The organism is Chitinophagales bacterium (assembly GCA_017303415.1).
In the GTDB taxonomy this organism is placed as follows: domain Bacteria; phylum Bacteroidota; class Bacteroidia; order Chitinophagales; family Chitinophagaceae; genus SpSt-398.
Genome location: JAFLBJ010000002.1, coordinates 135,822 through 154,931, shown reverse-complemented (window position 1 = coordinate 154,931; position 19,110 = coordinate 135,822). Strand labels below are relative to the sequence as shown.

The 19,110-nt window shown below is 45.8% G+C and carries 16 protein-coding genes; 1 reads left to right on the top strand and 15 read right to left on the bottom strand.

Features of this window, described 5'->3' with window-relative positions; all coding sequences use genetic code 11:
- Positions 1-8 precede the first annotated feature (8 nt).
- From J0M30_14425 to J0M30_14365, 13 genes are all read right to left on the bottom strand, one after another.
- The gene (locus J0M30_14425; protein MBN8668690.1) at positions 9-3,518 is read right to left on the bottom strand and encodes a SusC/RagA family TonB-linked outer membrane protein; all 3,510 of its coding nucleotides are present in this window, start codon (positions 3,516-3,518) and stop codon (positions 9-11) included.
- Positions 3,519-3,696: 178 nt separating this feature from the next.
- Positions 3,697-4,920, bottom strand: a complete 1,224-nt coding sequence (locus J0M30_14420; protein MBN8668689.1) for a FecR domain-containing protein — start codon at positions 4,918-4,920, stop codon at positions 3,697-3,699.
- A gap of 287 nt (positions 4,921-5,207) precedes the next feature.
- Complete coding sequence (locus J0M30_14415; GenBank protein MBN8668688.1) at positions 5,208-5,801, bottom strand: RNA polymerase sigma-70 factor; 594 nt, start codon at positions 5,799-5,801, stop codon at positions 5,208-5,210.
- 144 nt (positions 5,802-5,945) lie between these two features.
- Positions 5,946-6,218 (bottom strand): hypothetical protein, encoded by a 273-nt coding sequence (locus J0M30_14410; protein MBN8668687.1) that lies wholly within the window; start codon positions 6,216-6,218, stop codon positions 5,946-5,948.
- 540 nt (positions 6,219-6,758) lie between these two features.
- The gene (locus J0M30_14405; GenBank protein ID MBN8668686.1) at positions 6,759-7,196 is read right to left on the bottom strand and encodes a LytTR family transcriptional regulator; all 438 of its coding nucleotides are present in this window, start codon (positions 7,194-7,196) and stop codon (positions 6,759-6,761) included.
- A 443-nt stretch (positions 7,197-7,639) separates the two neighbouring features.
- Positions 7,640-8,026, bottom strand: coding sequence for a LytTR family transcriptional regulator DNA-binding domain-containing protein (locus tag J0M30_14400; GenBank protein MBN8668685.1), 387 nt, complete (start codon positions 8,024-8,026; stop codon positions 7,640-7,642).
- Between the two features lie 87 nt (positions 8,027-8,113).
- Complete coding sequence (locus J0M30_14395; GenBank protein MBN8668684.1) at positions 8,114-8,743, bottom strand: response regulator transcription factor; 630 nt, start codon at positions 8,741-8,743, stop codon at positions 8,114-8,116.
- 107 nt (positions 8,744-8,850) lie between these two features.
- On the bottom strand, positions 8,851-10,011 hold the full coding sequence (locus tag J0M30_14390) for an 8-amino-7-oxononanoate synthase (protein ID MBN8668683.1): 1,161 nt from the start codon (positions 10,009-10,011) through the stop codon (positions 8,851-8,853).
- Positions 10,012-10,227: 216 nt separating this feature from the next.
- Entirely contained in the window at positions 10,228-11,364 is a 1,137-nt protein-coding gene (locus tag J0M30_14385; GenBank protein MBN8668682.1) for a cysteine desulfurase, read from the bottom strand.
- A 113-nt stretch (positions 11,365-11,477) separates the two neighbouring features.
- Complete coding sequence (gene kduI / locus J0M30_14380) at positions 11,478-12,308, bottom strand: 5-dehydro-4-deoxy-D-glucuronate isomerase (protein ID MBN8668681.1); 831 nt, start codon at positions 12,306-12,308, stop codon at positions 11,478-11,480.
- 121 nt (positions 12,309-12,429) lie between these two features.
- Positions 12,430-14,109, bottom strand: coding sequence for a sodium/solute symporter (locus J0M30_14375; GenBank protein ID MBN8668680.1), 1,680 nt, complete (start codon positions 14,107-14,109; stop codon positions 12,430-12,432).
- A gap of 243 nt (positions 14,110-14,352) precedes the next feature.
- On the bottom strand, positions 14,353-14,715 hold the full coding sequence (locus J0M30_14370) for a DUF86 domain-containing protein (GenBank protein ID MBN8668679.1): 363 nt from the start codon (positions 14,713-14,715) through the stop codon (positions 14,353-14,355).
- Positions 14,708-14,998, bottom strand: coding sequence for a nucleotidyltransferase domain-containing protein (locus J0M30_14365; protein MBN8668678.1), 291 nt, complete (start codon positions 14,996-14,998; stop codon positions 14,708-14,710). Before J0M30_14365 ends, J0M30_14370 begins: the two co-directional genes overlap by 8 nt.
- A gap of 152 nt (positions 14,999-15,150) precedes the next feature.
- Here J0M30_14365 and J0M30_14360 point away from each other — a divergent pair, with 152 nt between their 5' ends.
- Complete coding sequence (locus J0M30_14360) at positions 15,151-15,792, top strand: HAD family phosphatase (protein ID MBN8668677.1); 642 nt, start codon at positions 15,151-15,153, stop codon at positions 15,790-15,792.
- A 119-nt stretch (positions 15,793-15,911) separates the two neighbouring features.
- On the opposite strand, the gene araA is transcribed toward J0M30_14360, so the two are convergent.
- The gene (araA, locus tag J0M30_14355) at positions 15,912-17,408 is read right to left on the bottom strand and encodes an L-arabinose isomerase (GenBank protein MBN8668676.1); all 1,497 of its coding nucleotides are present in this window, start codon (positions 17,406-17,408) and stop codon (positions 15,912-15,914) included.
- Complete coding sequence (locus J0M30_14350) at positions 17,405-18,511, bottom strand: galactose mutarotase (protein MBN8668675.1); 1,107 nt, start codon at positions 18,509-18,511, stop codon at positions 17,405-17,407. The genes araA and J0M30_14350 overlap by 4 nt, the downstream gene beginning before the upstream one ends.
- Positions 18,512-19,110 lie beyond the last annotated feature (599 nt).

Below are 19,110 nucleotides of genomic sequence, written 5' to 3'. Positions count from 1 at the left end.
ATTGCCGGTTAAAAATTAGCTCTTACACCCAATGTCCAACTTCTTACAGGTGGTAATGAAGTAGGATATTCAGGGTCTAAGTTTTCCTTATTTGCTCTCCATAGTATGCCAACATTGGCCATATTGCCATACAATTCTAACTCCTTGAACAAGGAGCTAACAGGTCTATTTTTTATGAAAGAATAACTTAGGTTAATATACTGCAAACGTATATTTCCTGCCTTCAATACATTAACTTCTGAGGAGTTGTAAAAGTCATCCCTTTTTTGGTTATTGGCGCTAAGCGGATACTTAAATGCTGGAACATTTGTGATTGCTTCGTCCCCTGGAACTTGCCATCTAATTTCATAATCTTTGTTACCAACACCGTTATTAATTAGCAAGGTATAAGAAAGACTCGGCCTCCTGAAATAGTACCCTAGTTTATAAGAAATCAGGGTTGTTAAAGTAAAGTTTTTCCAAGTAATGCCGTTCATCAAAGATCCAAACACAGGAGGACTTGACGGGCCGATATAAACAATATTTCCATCTAAACCTCTGGCAAGCCCCTCATTAGAAATTGCAGTGTAATCCGTACTTAATTGTCCATTCAAATATCCCTGCGGATCACCATTTGCATTTAAACCACCCCATTTATATGCGGCAATTGCATATAGTGGCTTACCCACCACAGGGGCAATACCAGAAGCGGCGTTAATTTTTGTTGATATCCGGGAAGCTGTTGTGCCAAAATATTTTGTTACTCTATCCTTATTATAATTAAATAATAAAGTAGTATACCATTTAAAGGCTTTATCAATATTTTTGCTGGTAAGAACAATATCTACACCCTTTCCATTCATATTCGCAGAATTTATTGTTACCTGGTTTATATATCCCCATACAGTATAATCATATAACGACGGTCCATATAAGTCAGTTCCATTTTTACTATAGAATTCTAAAGAACCAGTAATTAAATTATTTTTCAAAGCAAAGTCAATACCTATATTAAGCATCCCCGATCTTTCCCATCTGAGTTCTGGATCATTCAGTGTACCGATCCTTGCATACGGGAATCCTGTTACCGGAGCTGACCCGTAGGCACCTACAGGTACAGCAGATTTACTTGGATCAACATTTCCACTATATCCATAAGTTGTCCTTAATTTTAATAAAGGGAACATAGCTGATTTATAAAATAGCTCATCTGAAATTTTCCAGGCTGCTCCTAAGGACCATAGTGGCTTCCATTTGTCATTTGTTTTAACACCAAAAATGTTAGAACCATCTTTTCTTATGCTTACTGAAAGAATATACCGTTGTTTGTAACTATAGGAGGCATTACCATAGGCAGAAACATACCTGAAAACACTAGAAACAAAACCCGGAGCACCTGGTAAAGTATTAAAAGCGCCAGTAATAAATGTTGGATAAGTATTTCTAAAATCTACTGATGCAGTAACAAGAGGGTCTTCGTTATATCCATATGCTGTATACTGGTCGCCATCTGCTTTGGATTCTCTAGTTTCTACACCAGCTATAGCCGCAACCTGGTGATCGAACCAAGTTTGATTAAAATTTAATTGTCCCCGGACAGTATAGGATGTTATAAAATTGTTTTGAAGCGTTCTAATATCCCCTTTGGGAATGATATAGTTTACAATCCCGGTATTTCTATTTAACTGGCTAAAAGAGTTAATCAAGTCTCTTGTATAATAACTCTCCATATCAGCCAGTTGTTCACCTTGGGATTGTTGTCTTTGATATTGATACTTAAGATCAATATTTAGGGATTTCGTTAGCTTGTATTGCAGGCCTATATTGGTAAATAACTCCTGTAAATTCGTAGTAGTTTTGTTATGTTTCCAATCTTCTAACGGGTAAAATTTCCAATTAAATAATTTTCCTGCGCCTGCTGTATCTATATACGTATCCCTGTAAACAGCCGCAACTGAAACAGGGCTTCCGTCATTGTCGGCCAATCTGAAATAAGGCACTGGTCTGCCACCAGGGCGAATGCTGCCTAATCCCGGAATTCCTGTAGTCGCTTTACTATTTGTATAATAGACGCCAAAGCTTAGTTGCAAGTTCTTTACAGGCTTGTAAGTATTTTCAACTTTAATATTCAGTTTTTGAAATTTATTTTGTAACTCTCCCGATAAATTATCAAACCCAAAAGAAATGGTATATGCGTTGTTATTGCTGCCCCCATTAAGATTTACATAATATTGTTGTGTGACTGCAGTTTTATATACATATTTATTATATTGATCACGAACATCTGTCGCTTTCATCGCATTAATTTGTGTAGCAGAATCAGTTGCAGAGATTAACCCATTTTTTCTTTTAAGAAGTACATCTACAGCAGGGGTTAATGAAAGATATTTACTATTTATCCGGCTTGTAAAGCCTGAAAAATTTTGTTTAAAAAGGAATTCCTCTACATCAATATAATCGGTTGAAGACATCTGTGGAAGGTAAGAGAGGTCGCTTTTTTCACTGATTATCGTATTTGCATTGAAACTCACTTGAAGTTTTTGATTGAATTTCCCTTTTTTTGAAGTGATCACAATAACTCCATTCCCCGCTCTTGCCCCCCAAATAGAAGTTGCCGCCGCATCTTTCAATATAGTTATGCTTTCAACGTCATTGGGATTTATGTTATTTATGCCGCCCTCATAAATAAATCCGTCTAAAACAATCAAAGGATCCATCGAGGCGTTAATTGTACTTAATCCCCGAATCGTAATATTATCATTTTTGGGAGAGCCGCCACTGTTTCTGACCTTATTATTATCAAATAATAGTCCACTGGTTACTCCTTCAAGCCTTTTCAATATATTAGTACCGGTTTGTTGGTTTAAAGCTTTGTTGTCAATTACCGCGACTGAGCCTGTGGCCCGGTTAGGCTCAATTTCCTGATAGCCAGTATTTGCTTTTATAGTTACTTCCAGCCCCTCGGTTACTTTTGTTTTTATTGTAAGTGTAGCCAGATCACTTTTACCAGCAACCCTCACCTCATACCTCTCAATATTCACCCCACTCACCACCAGTACCGCATCTTCCTCCACTCCCTTCAACTCAAAATATCCGTTCTCGTCCGTCGTCGTCCCTTTGGTCCTGTCTCCCTTCACGGTAACACTCGCCCCGGCCACGGGATTGCCTGCGGTATCTACCACCCGCCCTTTAACGTCAATAGGCAAGGCAACCACCTCTTCCCCCACCCCTTCTGCCGAGGTAACCGGCCTGAGCTTCACCACGATCACATTCTCCACAATGGTATAGGTGAGCGGCTGCTCCTTGAAACACTGGTCAAGGGCCTGGCGGAGATCGGCATTGCGGAGCTCAATGGTAACAGGACGGGCATGCTGGAGCACATCCACCGTATAAAGCAGATCAAGCCCGGTTTGACGCTTGATCTCCTTGAGCGCTTTTTCAAGGGGCGCATCACGGAGGGTGAGACTCACCTTCTGAGCCTTGCCGGTGGCGGCGGCTGACAGACAGGCAGCTAAGAGGATGACGGCTGTGATCTTCATAACCCGGACAATTAGGGTTGACCCCGGCCTACAGCTACCGGCACGGGAAAAATGAATTAATTGCATAGCTTCGCAATAGCCTGTCTACCGACAGGTAGGTTTAGGTTGTTAAATGAGTGTCGCTACTTATTCTCGATCTAAATGACCAGGGATGTTACCGCATTCCTGGTTTTTATTTTTAAGGTCGTACAATGACCTGCTTTCCTTTTATCTCAAAATGTACCCCTCCGGTCTCCTCCAATATCCGGAACACACTGGCCGCACTCAGGGTACGCGGCATCCCGCCTCTAAAAGTCTTGGTGATCTTTCCTTCATACACCACTTCCACATCATACCAGTTGGCTACCTGGTTCATGATGGTTTCAATGCTGGCATTGGTGAAAATGAAACGGCCGTTCTTCCAGGCGAGTGTTTCTTCCAGGTCGGGGTTGGTATTGAGCGTGAGACGTGAGTCGCGAGACGTGAGGAGGGCCTGCTGACCAGGTTTGAGAATTCGTGAGGCGTCAGACGTGAGGCGTGAGGCAGATACCTTCACACTTCCTTCTATCAGGGTGACCCTGATATCCGCCTCGTCATCATAGGCATTCACATTAAAGTGTGTGCCCAACACCATCACCTCCATATCCCCCTTACTTACATAAAATGGCTTTGTTTTATCAGGGGCTACTTCGAAATAGGCTTCGCCGGTTATTTGCACTCTGCGTTCATTCCTCCCGCCTGATGCGGCAAATGCTACAGGATAGGTGATAATTGAACCCGCATTCAACCAAACACGGCTGCCATCGCTTAAGGTGATGTCGATGACTTTGGAGCCGCGGGGATTATAAAGCGTATTGTAAACCAGCCCGGACTCCGGACCCCCGACTCCGGACCCGGTATAAACTATTTTTCCGTCGGCGGTCTTCACCACTTGTACCCCATTGAGTTCTGCCAGTGCGCCATTATCCGTACTATCGAGATATACGGTTCGTCCATCGGCCAGGGTCAGGGTAGCACGATTGCTGGCTGGCGCCAAAACATCTGTTTGGTTAGCGATTGTTCCCCGGTCATCTGTCATCTGTCCTCTGTCATCTGACCCCGGTCCCCTGACCAACCACCACCCCACCGCCAACAACCCCACAATAACCGCCGCTGCAACCCACCGGGTCCAATACACTTTTCTGACCACGGGTTCTGCGGGACGGGCGGCCAGGATGCGTTGGTATAATTGTTCCCAGTCCACCACCGGCAGTTCGGGATCATCTTTATAGTAATCAACCAGTTGCTGAATATGGGCCGCCAGTTCGGGATGCCCCTCACCAGACCCCACCAGGGACATCAGTTCCTTTTCCTCGGCGGGTGTTGCGCTGCGGGAGGTCCAGGCTTGGAGGAGATAATATATGCGTTGCGGTTCGGGGGCCATGGGAAATGTTAATCGTTAGATGATAGTGGATGATTGGCGGGGGAAGTGTGTACTAGTTTAAACAAACTTTTTTTACCACAGAGACACGGAGTTTTTTAAACACAGAGGCACAGAGACACAGAGAATATTCACTTCACTGATAAAACTGCCATCCTGCTAAGGAGATTTTCATTTTGGATTCGAAGAAATCAAAAATTAATAATCCTCTGTGTCTCTGTGCCTCTGTGGTTAAAAAAAAACTCCGTGTCTCTGCGGTGAAAAAAAAGTCTGCGCCACTCCAGCCCATCTTAAAGACGGAACTCCTCCCTTATCAATATCCAAACAACAGCCGATAATCCCTTACCAAAATGGGTACGTAAGAATTCACTGGCGGCCATCAAATGGTTTTTGACGGTATTGGGGGAGATATTTAACCGGGCCGCCACTTCTTCGCGGCTCAGGCCTTCGAGCTTGCTGAGCCGGTACACTTTTTCCTGTTGGGGCGGTAATTGTAAAAGAAAGGAATGGATGATTTCCCGGTTCTCCTTGGCCAGGAGGAAATCTTCAACAGGATTGGTTGATTGGTCGGGGTGATCGCTGACCCAGCGGTCAAGGGTCTTGCGGTCTAAGGCAATTTTCCGAAACTGGGTATAGATCTGGTTATGGAGCATCGAGAGCAGGTAATTGTGGGGATTACGGCTCTCGGCCACCTGCCGGCGTTTGACCCATAAGGCCAGAAAGGTTTCCTGTACCGCTTCTTCGGCCAGTTGCTCTGAACGCATCAGGCGAAAAGCGGCCGCAAAGAAAGGGGCCTTGTAATGATCATATAATTCCCGAAAAGCCTGTTCATTGTCATTGGCCAGTTCGCGGAAAAGCAGATCGTTATTTTGGGTCAGCACCAAAACGGATGGGGTTTAGTCGCGATAAATGATTTGAAAATGTAATACTAAGATAATCTACTTAGATGAGACTCACCTAAATCCTGAAAGGCTGCATTTGGAAACCTAAATTCTCTGTGGTAAAATAAACCACAGAGGCACAGTGAATTATTTCCCCTCCATTTTTTCGGCGTCGACAACGCCATGGATTCTGCGTAATACCAGCAAGGTGCGATAGATACGGTCTTTTTCCATCTGGCAGCAAACCAGAATGAGGGAGGATTGGGGATTGGAGGGATCTGATTGGACATGCAGGTTTTCGAGGAGGATACCCCGTTCGGTAAAGACCTGCATCATGCGATAGAGTACTTGTATGGGGGTATGTACCCGCAAGCGGAATACACAGGATTTTTTGGTGATATGGTCGAAGGTGATGGACATAGTCGCTGAATTAAATAAGGGGAAGTGAGAACACTCCCCCTATTACCAAAAACTAACTCCGGTAAAGTACCGGCTGTTACTGCTATGAGAAAGGGTTCTGCTCCCTTTTGCTCGGAAAGGGACGAGTAGACACCCACCCCGGTGAAAAACTTTTGAGATATTTTTATTAATCGTTAGCAAGGTATATACTTAAATGATGTTCATTTATTCAAATACATTGAAGGCATTTTATCGTACACAAACAAGTCGATTTGGTAGATAATATTCGTATTGCAAATACTAAAAGCTAATAGCTAATAGCTATTAGCTTTTAGTATTTAGCTATTAGCTAAAAAAAGGGAGTGAGTAAAAACAGACTCCCGGCTATTCCGATAATTTCCTGAGTAGGAAAGTGAAGGGCCTGTAGAAACAGGCCCCGTTATTGCTTTTATAATCAAATAATCTGCTTAACACAATACCAAGATAGACGAGGATGGTAAAGGATTTTTTGGATTTACACGAAACGCCTGCTTTAGTACATGATTGGGGTCATATACTTTATTACTCGTCAAAGTTCTCGGGTAATTCGGCGATCACATCGATCTTGTCGGTCTGCCGGTTTTTACCCGACCGTATCTCATTGAATAATATATTCAGCTTCTGGTGAAGGATGGTACGGTATTGTTCCCGGATGGGAAATTCCTTATCCCCCAGGAAGACACTATCATTATCAAAAGAGGTTATGTGATCAACCGACACGATGAAGGATCGATGGATACGACAAAACTGTCCTTCGGGCAGGGCCGATTCCATCTGCTTCATGGTGTTGAGGATGACATAACTTTTGTCGGCCGTTACCACCTGGACATAATTCTGCCTGCTGAAGACATACATAATGTCTGCAAATGCCACGCGGATAAACTTGCCGTTGGACCGTATAAAAAAACTTGACTGCTGGACCGCAGTCTTCTGTTCCGGGCACAAGGATCTTAATTCCATAGCAAAACAAGATTAAGTCTATGTATAAAGACGAATGAGAAGAAAAAAAGGACTAGTCACTTTCCTTATTTTTTTCTCAAATAGGAAATTTTTCTGTTGTGTAGGTGGTACATTTTGACTGGAAGGGCCTCTGAAATCAGCCAAAAAAAGAAAAAAGGGGAAAGTAAAAACCCTCCCCGGTGGATTTACAGTTACCCTTTAAGTGAACTGTATCGGAGGGCAGTTCTGGAGCTGCCCATGGCTAAACTAACTGTAAGTTGGTTATCTGGATGAACTGAATGCTAAAAAGAAGAAGGGATAAAAATCCCTTCCGATTAAACCACACTTATTGATCATGAGAAAACAAATACGAACTGATAGGGACACAATTTAGCGGGCTGCCTGCTACAAAATTTTCTAAATACACCAACTGCTTAATCTGGTACACGAGCGAGTCAAACTGGTCAATGACTATGCAATTCGCCATCCCAGTCAATATAAAAGGAGTTGGGACCGGGCTTACCCAGTATATCGGAGAAGAATAAACAACGCGCATAGAACTGTTTCCTGAAACTGCGGTCAACCGGAATGGAGATACCGGGCAGGCTTACGGAGTATTCATCAAAGTCAATGATCTTACTCGTGGAAACAATAAATAAAGGATGGACCTGACAGAAATCACGCACGGGCAAAATACGCCGGATGCTTTCGAGTGAAGCCCTGCATTCCATTTCCGTATCCATCGACACCATCCGCACCAGGTCGCCCTCGGCATGGAAATAAAGCACCCGCGGAAGCAAGATCCGTACATACCGGTCACCGACCATGATAAATACTCCGCCTGGGTTCATACCCTAAATATAACAGGGATACACACCTGTTTTAACAGAAATACACGATTGAGTGTAGAAAGTACACGATTGATGGGGAACACTTACTTAGAGACCACGCTGGTAGAAGAAATTCAACAGATCGGCCCGGTTCTTTACCTTCAGTTTACAGTAGATATTATGGCGATGTACCTCGACCGTCTTAAAGGATAGTCCCAGGGAAGCCGCGATCTCGCGGGTATTCAAACCCTCGCGTACCATGCTGATCACCTGCATCTCGCGGTTGGTCAGCGATTCGATCGGATCCTTCTGATCCAGCATCTCGGCATATACGAGGCGGTCACGCAGGCTCTCTTCCAGGTACACACGTCCATTTCCCACCTCGCGGATGGCGGTCTTAAACTCTTCCAGGTTGGCAAACCTGGTCAAATACCCGGGTATCCCGGCCTTCATCACTTTTCGTATAACCACGATATTATAAAACCCGGTGAGCAGGATGATCCGTGAGCGGCCAAATTCGCGCGACATGGCAATGATACTATCCACCCCTTCAATACCGGGGATATTCACGTCGATCACGATCACATCCGGATCAAGCTCACGGGCCATGGCACGCGCCGTGGCCAGATTGGCTGTATCGCCTATTACTTCAATATCCTCGGATTCATTTAAAATAGAGGTCCAGGCCTGCCGCAGGGCCGCATATCCATCAGCGATCATTACCCGTATTTTATTCATGCAGTTAGTATAAATTTCATTTTACTTATAAAGTACAGTAAATGAAATTCCCTCATTCAAAGAATACACTGATGCAGGAGAAAAGTGGACGAGAGGCCTGAATTGGTTTATGAAAATTGATGCAAGGCGGCTGCCAATTGATCCACTTCGGTTGTTGTATTGTGCAGGTGCAAACTGATCCGTAACCGTTCTTTGCCTTCGGCCACAGAAGGATGCTGAATGGCTTTAACCGCAAACCCGTTTTTTAATAATGCTTCCCCTGCCCTTGCTGCGCGCTGGCTTCCGGGAATGATGAGGCTTTGTATGGGCGAACTGCTGGGTAATAACCAGCAACCTTCGGGTGCCTGTATGGTTTGTTTAAAATGCTGAATGAGCCCGGTAAGCGGGGCATAAGAAAAAGCGGGGGCCTTTAGTTCAGCATAGGCAAGCTGTATCCCCGTTAGCGCATGAGGGGGAAGGGCGGTTGTAAAAATAAAGGACCGTGCATGGTTCAAAAGATATTCTTTCAGCAGTTTGGGCCCCACTACAATGGCCCCATGACAACCGAGGGCCTTACCAAATGTATGTACCCGGGCCCAGACCCGGTCTTCCAATCCTGTAGCGGATACAAGTCCCCTCCCCTGCGGACCCATAATACCGGTGGCATGGGCCTCATCCACAATAACCAGGGCCTGGTACTTGTCACAACAAGAAAGGATATCGGTCAAGGGTGCCTGGTCACCATCCATCGAGTAAATGGATTCCACCACCACAAAGACCTGTGCCCCGGGCGCACGATTTTTTTGAACCGATTGTAAGACCTGCTCGAGGTCATTGACATCATTATGTTTAAAGCGGTGACGGGTAGCATAGCTAAGCCGGCAACCATCAATGATACTGGCGTGGATCAACTCATCGGTTACGAGATGATCGCCTCTGACCGGCAGCGAAGAGAACAAACCCACATTGGCATCATAACCGGAATTAAAAATCAACCCGCTTTCTGTCCCGTGAAACCGGGCCAGCTCTTCCTCCAGACTTGCCGCCTGTTCGCAATGTCCGGAGATGGAACGCGAGCCTGTAGCGCCAAGCCGGTCATTGCTGGCCGCGATGGCTTCTTTCCATTTTTGTTTGAGTGATTCTGAGCGGGCAAATCCGAGATAGTCATTCGAACAGAAATCGATCCCATCCAGAATCTGCAGCCGGCGAAGCTGGTCATTTTCCTTTCTTTTATCTAATATCCGGGCAAGGCGGTCGGCGAAGGAATGATGGGCGTTCTGTTCATGCATAGCGCAAAATTAGGCAGGGAGCATGAAAAAGGGGTCTGTAAAAACAGACCCCGCACTTATTTTGAAACTTAACATGAGAATGCTCAAAAGTATAGCAGGATCTTTTGGAAAAAAGTACATGTACACCAACGACTAAAATTCATACACGAAAAAGGGGATGTAGAAACATCCCCCGTCTGCTTATGCTTGTCTCTAAGAGAAGTGTGAGACAAAAAATTATAATGCGATCGGTGCTTCGGACCATTCGGCGATCCGTTCGGTGACCTGAATGGCTTCGCGGAGCGTATTATTTTTAGAGAAGGAGAATCGGATATTGATCCGGTCCTGGCGGCCGAGTACTTCCATTACATGTGAGTGACCACCGCTACAGGCGCTACCCCCGGCTACTTCGATATTGGCCTGGTCGAGGAAGGGGAGCAAGGGTTCGGCTTCGGGGCGTTCGGGGAAGGAGGCATTGAGTATCGTATAGAGGCTGGCGCCTTTGGGATCTCCGTTAAAGAGCAATCCTTCTACCCTGGCCTCGAGTTCGGACATCATACATTTTTTGATCATGCAAATATGTGCGGCATCGGGTACAAATTGTTCGATGGCCCTTTCGAGTGCGGTGGCAAAGCCAACGATACCGGCTACATTTTCTGTACCCGCCCTTATGCCTCTTTCCTGGTTACCGCCATGGTGCAGGGGGACCAGGGATTCGGGCTTACGGGCTATCAGGACACCCACGCCTTTTGGTCCATGAAATTTGTGTCCCGAACCGGAAAGCAGGTCAACCGGGAGTTGCGAGGCATCGATGGGAAAATGCCCGATGGTCTGTACACAGTCACTATGAAGAAAGGCCCCATGTTCCCGGCAAAGACTGCCAACTGCCCGGATATCGGTGATATTTCCTGTTTCGTTATTAGCATGCATCAGGGTGACCAGACATTTATCCTGAGACTCCCCCAGCAGTTGTTGCAGATGTTCGAGATCGATATGTCCATCCGGAAGTATATCTACAAAAGAAACCTGTGCACCGGTAACCCTTGCCTGAAATTCAACCGCTCTTAATACGGAATGATGTTCAATACGCGAAGTGATGATCCGTTTGCAACCCCAGCCATGAACGGCGGTATGAATGGCCATGTTATTGCTCTCGGTTCCGCCACTGGTAAAGATCACCGAGCCGGGGCTGACAGAAAAATGACCGGCCACGGACCGTCTGGCCTTTTCCACTGCTTTTCTTGCTTCACGTCCACGTGCATGAATGGAAGAGGGGTTACCAAAATGATCTTCCCAATAGGGCAGCATGGCTTCCAACACCTCTGGTGCGAGAGGTGTGGTGGCTGCATTGTCAAAATAGATTGAGGAAATCATGGTACAAATTACCATGATAAGGGAAACCATTTATTTCAAATACATGAACTGGTTGGATTGATACATTAATTCAATATATTGGTGGATGATTTTGTATTCCGTAAGAAAATTCTTCATCGCAATTCGGCCACCGGTGCAGGATCCATATCCGTATACACCAAATTCTCTCCGGCCATACCCCAAATAAATCCATAATTCGTGGTGCCGCAACCATAGTGTGTGCTCCAGGGCGGAGAGATCACAGCTTCCTGATTGGCCATTATGATATGTCTTGTTTCGTCGGGACTTCCCATAAAGTGCATGATCCGGTGTTCGGCAGGCAGGTCAAAATAAAAATAGACCTCCATTCTGCGTGTATGCGTGTGTGGAGGTATAGAGTTCCATACACTGCCCGGAGCCAGGGTGGTCAATCCCATCACCAGTTGACAACTTTTTATACCCTCCAGATGGATATACTTATATACTGTACGTCGGTTCGCCGTTTCCACTGCACCCAATTCGACAGGCGATGCCTGGTCTTTGGTAAAAAGGGTATTGGGATAGCTTGCATGTGCCGGTGAAGAAAGCAGGTACAGGACCGCGGGGTTTTTGGCACTGGCAGATGCAAAGCTTACTTTCTTTGTACCCTTTCCCAGATAGAGACAGGAAAGTTTATCTACATTAAACTTTTTCCCATCGGCCTGTACCACCGCTTTGCCACCTACATTGATGATGCCCATCTCACGCCGTTCTAAAAAATATTCGGCTCTTAGTTCACGCGGATTACCCAACAGGATAGGCTTTGATGTTGGCACCACTCCCCCGATCATCATCCGGTCGTAATGCGTGTACACGAGTTTTATCTTCCCTTTTACCATCAGGTCACTCACCAGGAAATGCTCGCGTAATCCCTGCGTATCCATGGAGCGGGTCTCCACCGGACCAACCGCAAACTGTTGCTCCAACCCCTCCTCCACCAAATTGTTTTTATTATACTTTTTCATATCTCAAATCCTTTGTGTCCTTTGTGCCCTTCGTGTCCTTCGTGTCCTTTGTGTCCTTTGTGCCCTTCGTGCTATTGATTAATTACCAGAAGACCGTATACAACGCAATCAACAACCCGATTATAATCAACGCCCCCACAGCAAACCCGGTAGAGGTTTTGAACATACTTGCATCGATCTCCAACCCTTGCGGTTTCACGCCCTTCTTATTCTCATACCGGCTGATCGCGATCATACCGATCACCGAAAGCACGAATACGATCGCCATCCGGTCAAGGAAGGGGATTTCAAAAACTCCCTCCTTATTCGCTACGGCAAACCCGATGGCATGAAGGGGTTCGAGATCGATCATGCCCGGCAGGAATTTCAGGATCACCGAGAAAATAAACCCGCCGATGGTGGCAAACAGCGCCGCATTGGAGGTTGCTTTTTTCCAGAAGAACCCCAGCAGGAACATCGCAAAGATACCTGGTGAAACAAATCCGGTATATTCCTGGATATACTGGAATCCCTGTTTTCCTTCTCCCATCAATACATCGCCCAATCCAAGTGTCAGCAAAATACCAATGATCGAAGAAAGGATGATGGCGACTTTACCTACATAGACCAGTTTCTTTTCGGATGCATCTTTCTCATATACTTTTTTATAAATATCCAGGGTGAAAATGGTACTGATGCTGTTTACCTTGGCCGCAAGCGAGGCTATAACGGTGGCGGCAAAGGCGGCCACGGTCACTCCTTTTACACCCACGGGGAGCAGGTTCAACAGGGCTGAATAAGTTTTATTCGAATCGGCCACCACTTTTCCGTTCTTGGTGATATCGATCAGCGAATGATCAATCATATTATTCTGATACATATGATAAATGGCGATACCGGGCACCACAATAATGATCGGCATCAGCATTTTCAGGAAGGCGGCAAAGAGGATACCCTTGCGGGCTGTGGGGAGACTGGCCCCGAGCGCGCGTTGGGTGATATACTGGTTACACCCCCAATAGTTCAGGTTGGCGATCCACATACCACCGATCAACACACTCATACCGGGGAGGTCTGCATAGTAAGGACTGTCCTTGGAGAAGATCATATGAAAATGATCCGACGCTTCGGAGCGAAGGATACCAAATCCTTTACCCAGTCCTTCTTCCCCACCGATAAGGTCCATCGTGATATAGAGCGCGATAAACCCACTTAATACCAGAAAGAAAACCTGTATGGCCGAGGTATAGCCCACCACTTTCATACCTCCAAGCGCAATGAAAACGGAAAAAAGCGCCAGGAGAAAGACACAAAGGGTGAAATCCCAGCCACTGATGCCGGAGATGGCGACCGCTCCCAAATAGAGGATGGAGAGCAGGTTGACCACGATATATAATAATAACCAGAACACGGCCATGATCATGGCCACACGGCCATTGTACCGCTGGTTGAGAAACTGCGGCATCGTAAATATCTTGTTCTTGAGATAGACCGGCATAAAGAAGACTGCCACCACGATCAGGGTCAGAGCCGCCATCCACTCATAGGAGGAAATGGCCAGTCCCAATGAAAAGGCCGACCCGCTCATACCGGTCATTTGCTCGGCTGAGATATTCGAAGCGATCAGGGAAGCGCCGATGGCCCACCAGGTCAGCGAGCCTTCGGCCAGAAAGAAATCCGCCGAACTGGTCTCTACCGCCTTTTTTTTGCGATAGATCCAATACCCATATAAGGAAACAAGCACAAAATAGAGCAGTACGATGATCCAATCCATTTGCAGCATGGCCGTTAGTTTTAAGTGACCAAACTTAGGGAAATTATTGGGTTAAGCTATTGATTTATAGAAATGATGAAACGACAATGAGGAGTGTCAGCAGAAAAGGAAAACCTCCAACTAAAAACCTATATAAAATAAGGTTGAGAAGCCATTCTAATAGTAAAAATTATATATTTTATTGATTATCAATTATTTATTAGATAAAACAATTACAATAAACGACAAATTGTGGTTATGTGAAAAGCGCTATTACTTTTTTGAAAAGTAGTTCGCTATTGCTGCATCTAATTCGGGAATATTTGTTTTACAAATATTATAGATGATATCTTGATCCATTAATTCATAATGGTGGGAAAGTATATCTCTAAATCGAATGATTTTTGTCCCATCCAGTTTCAATTGCTCTTCAATGAACCCTGGAGCTAATTTTTCAATTTTTTTCATATTCTCTCCAATGGATTGGAGCCTTGTAAGAATGGAATCGTACAAAATCTGTCCATCGGGGGAACTTACAAAGTCCTGGGCAACACCTATAGACACCATTCTTTCATTGATAACATTAACATGCTCCACAATCATTTCCAAGCGCTCTAAAATTATAGGCTCAGGCATAAATGATTTCCTTTTCAATTGAATGAAGAAAACTTTTTCTCAAATGAGGTCCCTTCCTTACTAAATCAACTTTTTTATGTAATTGCCTTTCGAGGTTGTTCCATATGGTACAAAGTGAATTCCAATTTGGTTCAGCTAATTCAACCAGTACATCCACATCACTATCTGCGACTTGATTACCTTTTGCATAACTTCCAAAAAGGCCAATGCTTATAACCCCCAGATCCTTAAAATCTGACTTGTTATTCCTTAATACAATAATGATTTCTTCCTTAGTTAACATCTCTGCATGAAAATTTACTAACCCTAAAGATCACTAATTTGGTTTGTTTTGCCAAATAGTCCACTCCACGTATATGATTGAGTTTTACTATTGGGTTACAGTTCTTTATCGTGGTAGAAAAATATATATAACAAGTTCCCTAACATTGCACCATGAAATTCAAAGCCTTTCTATTCGACCTCAATGGCACCATGATCGACGATATGGATTATCATATCCGTGCCTGGCACCGGATCCTGAATGGATTGGGGGCCAATATCACGCTGGAGGAGATGAAAGAACAGTGTTACGGAAAGAACCATGAATTGCTGGAACGGACATTCCCCGGTCGTTTTACCTATGCGGAAAAGGACCAGATGAGTCTGGAAAAAGAAAAGGAATACCAATCACTTTATACCCCGGTGCTTCTCCCCGGTCTTGCCGATTTCCTGGAAAAATCCTATCAGCAGGGAATACCGATGGCCATAGGATCGGCCGCCATCATGTTCAATATTGATTTTGTATTGGACCGGCTCAACCTGCGCCATTATTTCAAGGTACTGGTCAGCGCCGATGATGTAGAACACAGCAAACCCCATCCTGAAACCTGGTTAAAATGCGCCAGTGCGTTGGGCGTAGCGCCAGAGGATTGTCTGGTCTTTGAAGACTCCCCCCGCGGCGTTGAAGCCGCCGAAGCAGCGGGTATGCATTCATTTGTTCTCACCACCTTACATAAACCGGAAGATTTTTCGGGGTTTAAAGGGGTGGTGGGGATGGCGGGGGATTTTGGCGGGTGGAGGTTGGATGTTGGATGATGGATGTTGGATGTTGGTTGGTTTAGATGACAGATGACGGATGACAGATGACAGATGTCGGAGGTTGGCTGTCATCCAACATCCAACATCCAACATCTGTCATCCGTCATCTGTCATCTTTAAAAAGCAAACTCATTCCACCTCAACTCATTCCTCAACTGCCTGATCGTTGTTGCCTGGTCGATCAGCAGGAATTCCACGCCACTGATGAGGGCGAGGTCTTCGAGGTGGGAGGCGGTGAGATTTTGACTAAAACAGGTATGGTGTGCCCCGCCTGCGAGTATCCAGGCGGCACAACCCGTGGCCATATCGGGTTTGGGTTCCCACAACACGCGGGCTACGGGTAATTTGGGTAAGCCATGAATGGGTGCTACCGCCCTTACTTCATTGACGAGTAACCGAAACCGGTTGCCCATATCCACGAGAGAGGCATTGAGTGCGGCACCTCCACCGGCATGAAATACCAAACGGGCGGGATCGGCTTTTCCACCAATACCCAGCGGATGTACTTCAAGGGATGGGGTTCCTTCGGCAATGGAGGGACATATCTCCAGCATATGTGCGCCTAAGACCAGATTTTGATCGGAGCCTTTGGAAAAATGATAGGTATAATCTTCCATGAAAGAATTACCGCCTTCGAGTCCGGTGGCCATGAATTTCATCGCGCGCACCAGGGCCGCGGTTTTCCAGTCACCTTCGGCTGCAAAGCCATAACCATCTTTCATCAGGCGTTGAACGGCCAGACCGGGCAGTTGAGTGAGCCCGTGTAAGTCTTCAAACGTAGTGGTGAACCCTTTGAACCCTCCCTTTACCAAAAAACGACGGAGACCGATCTCGATCTTTGCCGCTTCGCGAATGGAAGCATGACGCGCCCCGCCTTTTCTCAGGTCTTCGGCAAGTTTGTATTCCTTTTCATATACACTGCAAAGTTCATCCACTTCTTTATCGGTCACTTCATTGACAACGGCTACCAGGTCACCCACCCCATGGGTATTGACGGAATAACCCAATTTCAGTTCCGCTTCCACTTTATCTCCATCGGTAACGGCTACATAGCGCATGTTGTCACCAAAGCGAACAAACCGCGCGCCCTGCCAGTCATGCCAACCCGCAGCGGCCCTTACCCAGGTATCGATCTGAGTCAATACCGCCTGGTCTTGCCAGAAACCAACAACAACCTTGCGGTCTTTGCGCATACGGCTCATCATGAACCCAAACTCTCGATCGCCATGTGCCGACTGGTTCAGGTTCATAAAGTCCATATCAATATCGCCCCAGGGTATTTCGCGGTTGAACTGGGTATGCAAATGCAATAAGGGTTTGTGAAGGATCTTTAATCCATTGATCCACATTTTGGCAGGAGAAAAAGTATGCATCCAGCTCATTACCCCGATACAATTCTCTTTGGCATTGGCCGCAAGGCATACCTGATAGGCTTCCTCGGGTGATTTGATCACCGGTTGATACACGATCTTCACAGGAACCTGGTCGCCTTTATTCCAGAAATCTACCATGGCCTGCGAATGTTCCGCTACTTTCTTCAATGTCTCTTCACCATATAAATGCTGGCTACCGGTGATGAACCAGAGCTCGAGCGGGTTGAATGCTTTACTCATTTTGCAGTAATAAATTTATAAATGGTCGTTTGGGTATAGGTCTCGCCGGGTTTTAAAATTGTACTGGGAAATCCGGGCACATTGGGACTATTGGGAAAATGTTGTGTTTCGAGGCAAAGCGCACCGTGTTTGATATACTTGATATTATTACGGGTATTGGTCAGTGTTCCATCAAGAAAATTTCCCGAATAGAATTGCAATCCCGGTTCGGTGGTCCATACCTCCATACCTCTTCCACTGGGTGCGTGAAAGAGATAAGCTGCTTTCTCAAGCGTATTTCCGGTTTTATTAAGTACCCAGTTGTGATCATATCCACCAACGACCGAATCAATATCCCGGCCGATCTTTTTTTGCTGACGGAAATCCATGGCTGCAGGTACCGGTTCAACTGTTCCCAAAGGAATGAGGTTGGCATCCACCGGGGTATAATTATCTGCCAGAATTTGTAATTCATGATCCAGGATCGTGGAATCCTTTTCACCCGACAGGTTGAAATAGGCATGCTGGGTTAGGTTGAGCGGTGTCTCCGCATCGGTGGTCGCTTTGTAATCGATTTTCAACGCATTGTCATGTGTAAGCGTGTACACCACTTCAACTGACAGGTTACCGGGGTATCCTTCTTCCCCATCGCGACTGAGATAGGTAAGTTTCAAACTGCTGTCACCGGGCATTTTTTCAATATCCCAATAGACCTTATCATATCCCTTAACGCCACCGTGCAGCGAGTTGCCATTATTGTTGGGCGCCAGTTGATACTCCTTTCCATTCAGGGAGAACTTAGCTCCACCGATCCGGTTTCCGTAGCGGCCGATAAGGGCGCCAAAAAAGGGGTTCCCTCTTTGTGTATAGCCTTCGAGATTGGAAAAGCCGGTGACCACTTCCTCCACTTTTCCTTCCTTGCCAGGAACTTTGAGATGGGTGATGGCTCCCCCATAATTGATTACGCTGAGTTCCATTCCCGCTTCATTGGAAACGGTGTACTCGTTTACTTTTTTACCTTCGAACTGGCCAAATTCTTTTTCGGTGATCGGTTTGTGTTCTTCTTTGGGGGAAGAGCAGGCCACGAGGGATAAGAGGATCATGGGATAAATAATTTTTTTCATCATGGTGATCGTTTATTGTCCGTAATAGGCATCCTTGCCGTGTTTTCTTTCAAAATGTTTTTTAATGAGTGCTTCTTTCATGGGTTGTGCCTGGGGGTTGGCCTGCAGGGTTAGCAGGGCCATCCTGGCGATCTGTTCCAATACAATGCTGTAATAAACTGCCTGGGCGGCATCCTTTCCCCAGGTAAAGGGGGCATGATTGCCTACCAGGATCATCGTCATATCGAGATAATTCAATCCTTTATTTGTTAAACATTCCATGATCTGAAACCCGGTGGCATGTTCATAATTTCCCTGGATCAATTCATCACGCATGGGGGCGGCACAGGGTATAGGGGCAGTGCAGTGATCGGCATGGGTGGTACCAAACAGGGGAATGTCTTTGAGTGATTGTGCCCAGGCCGTAGCATAGGTGGAATGGGTATGACAGATACCCGCGATCTCCGGCCAGTGTTTATACAAGACGGCATGGGTGAGTGTATCGGAGGAAGGGCGAAGTTTTCCTTCCACGGTCTTTCCGTCAAAATCCACGATCACCATTTTATCCGGGGTAAGTTCTGCATAGGGCACACCGCTGGGTTTGATGGCAAATACACCGG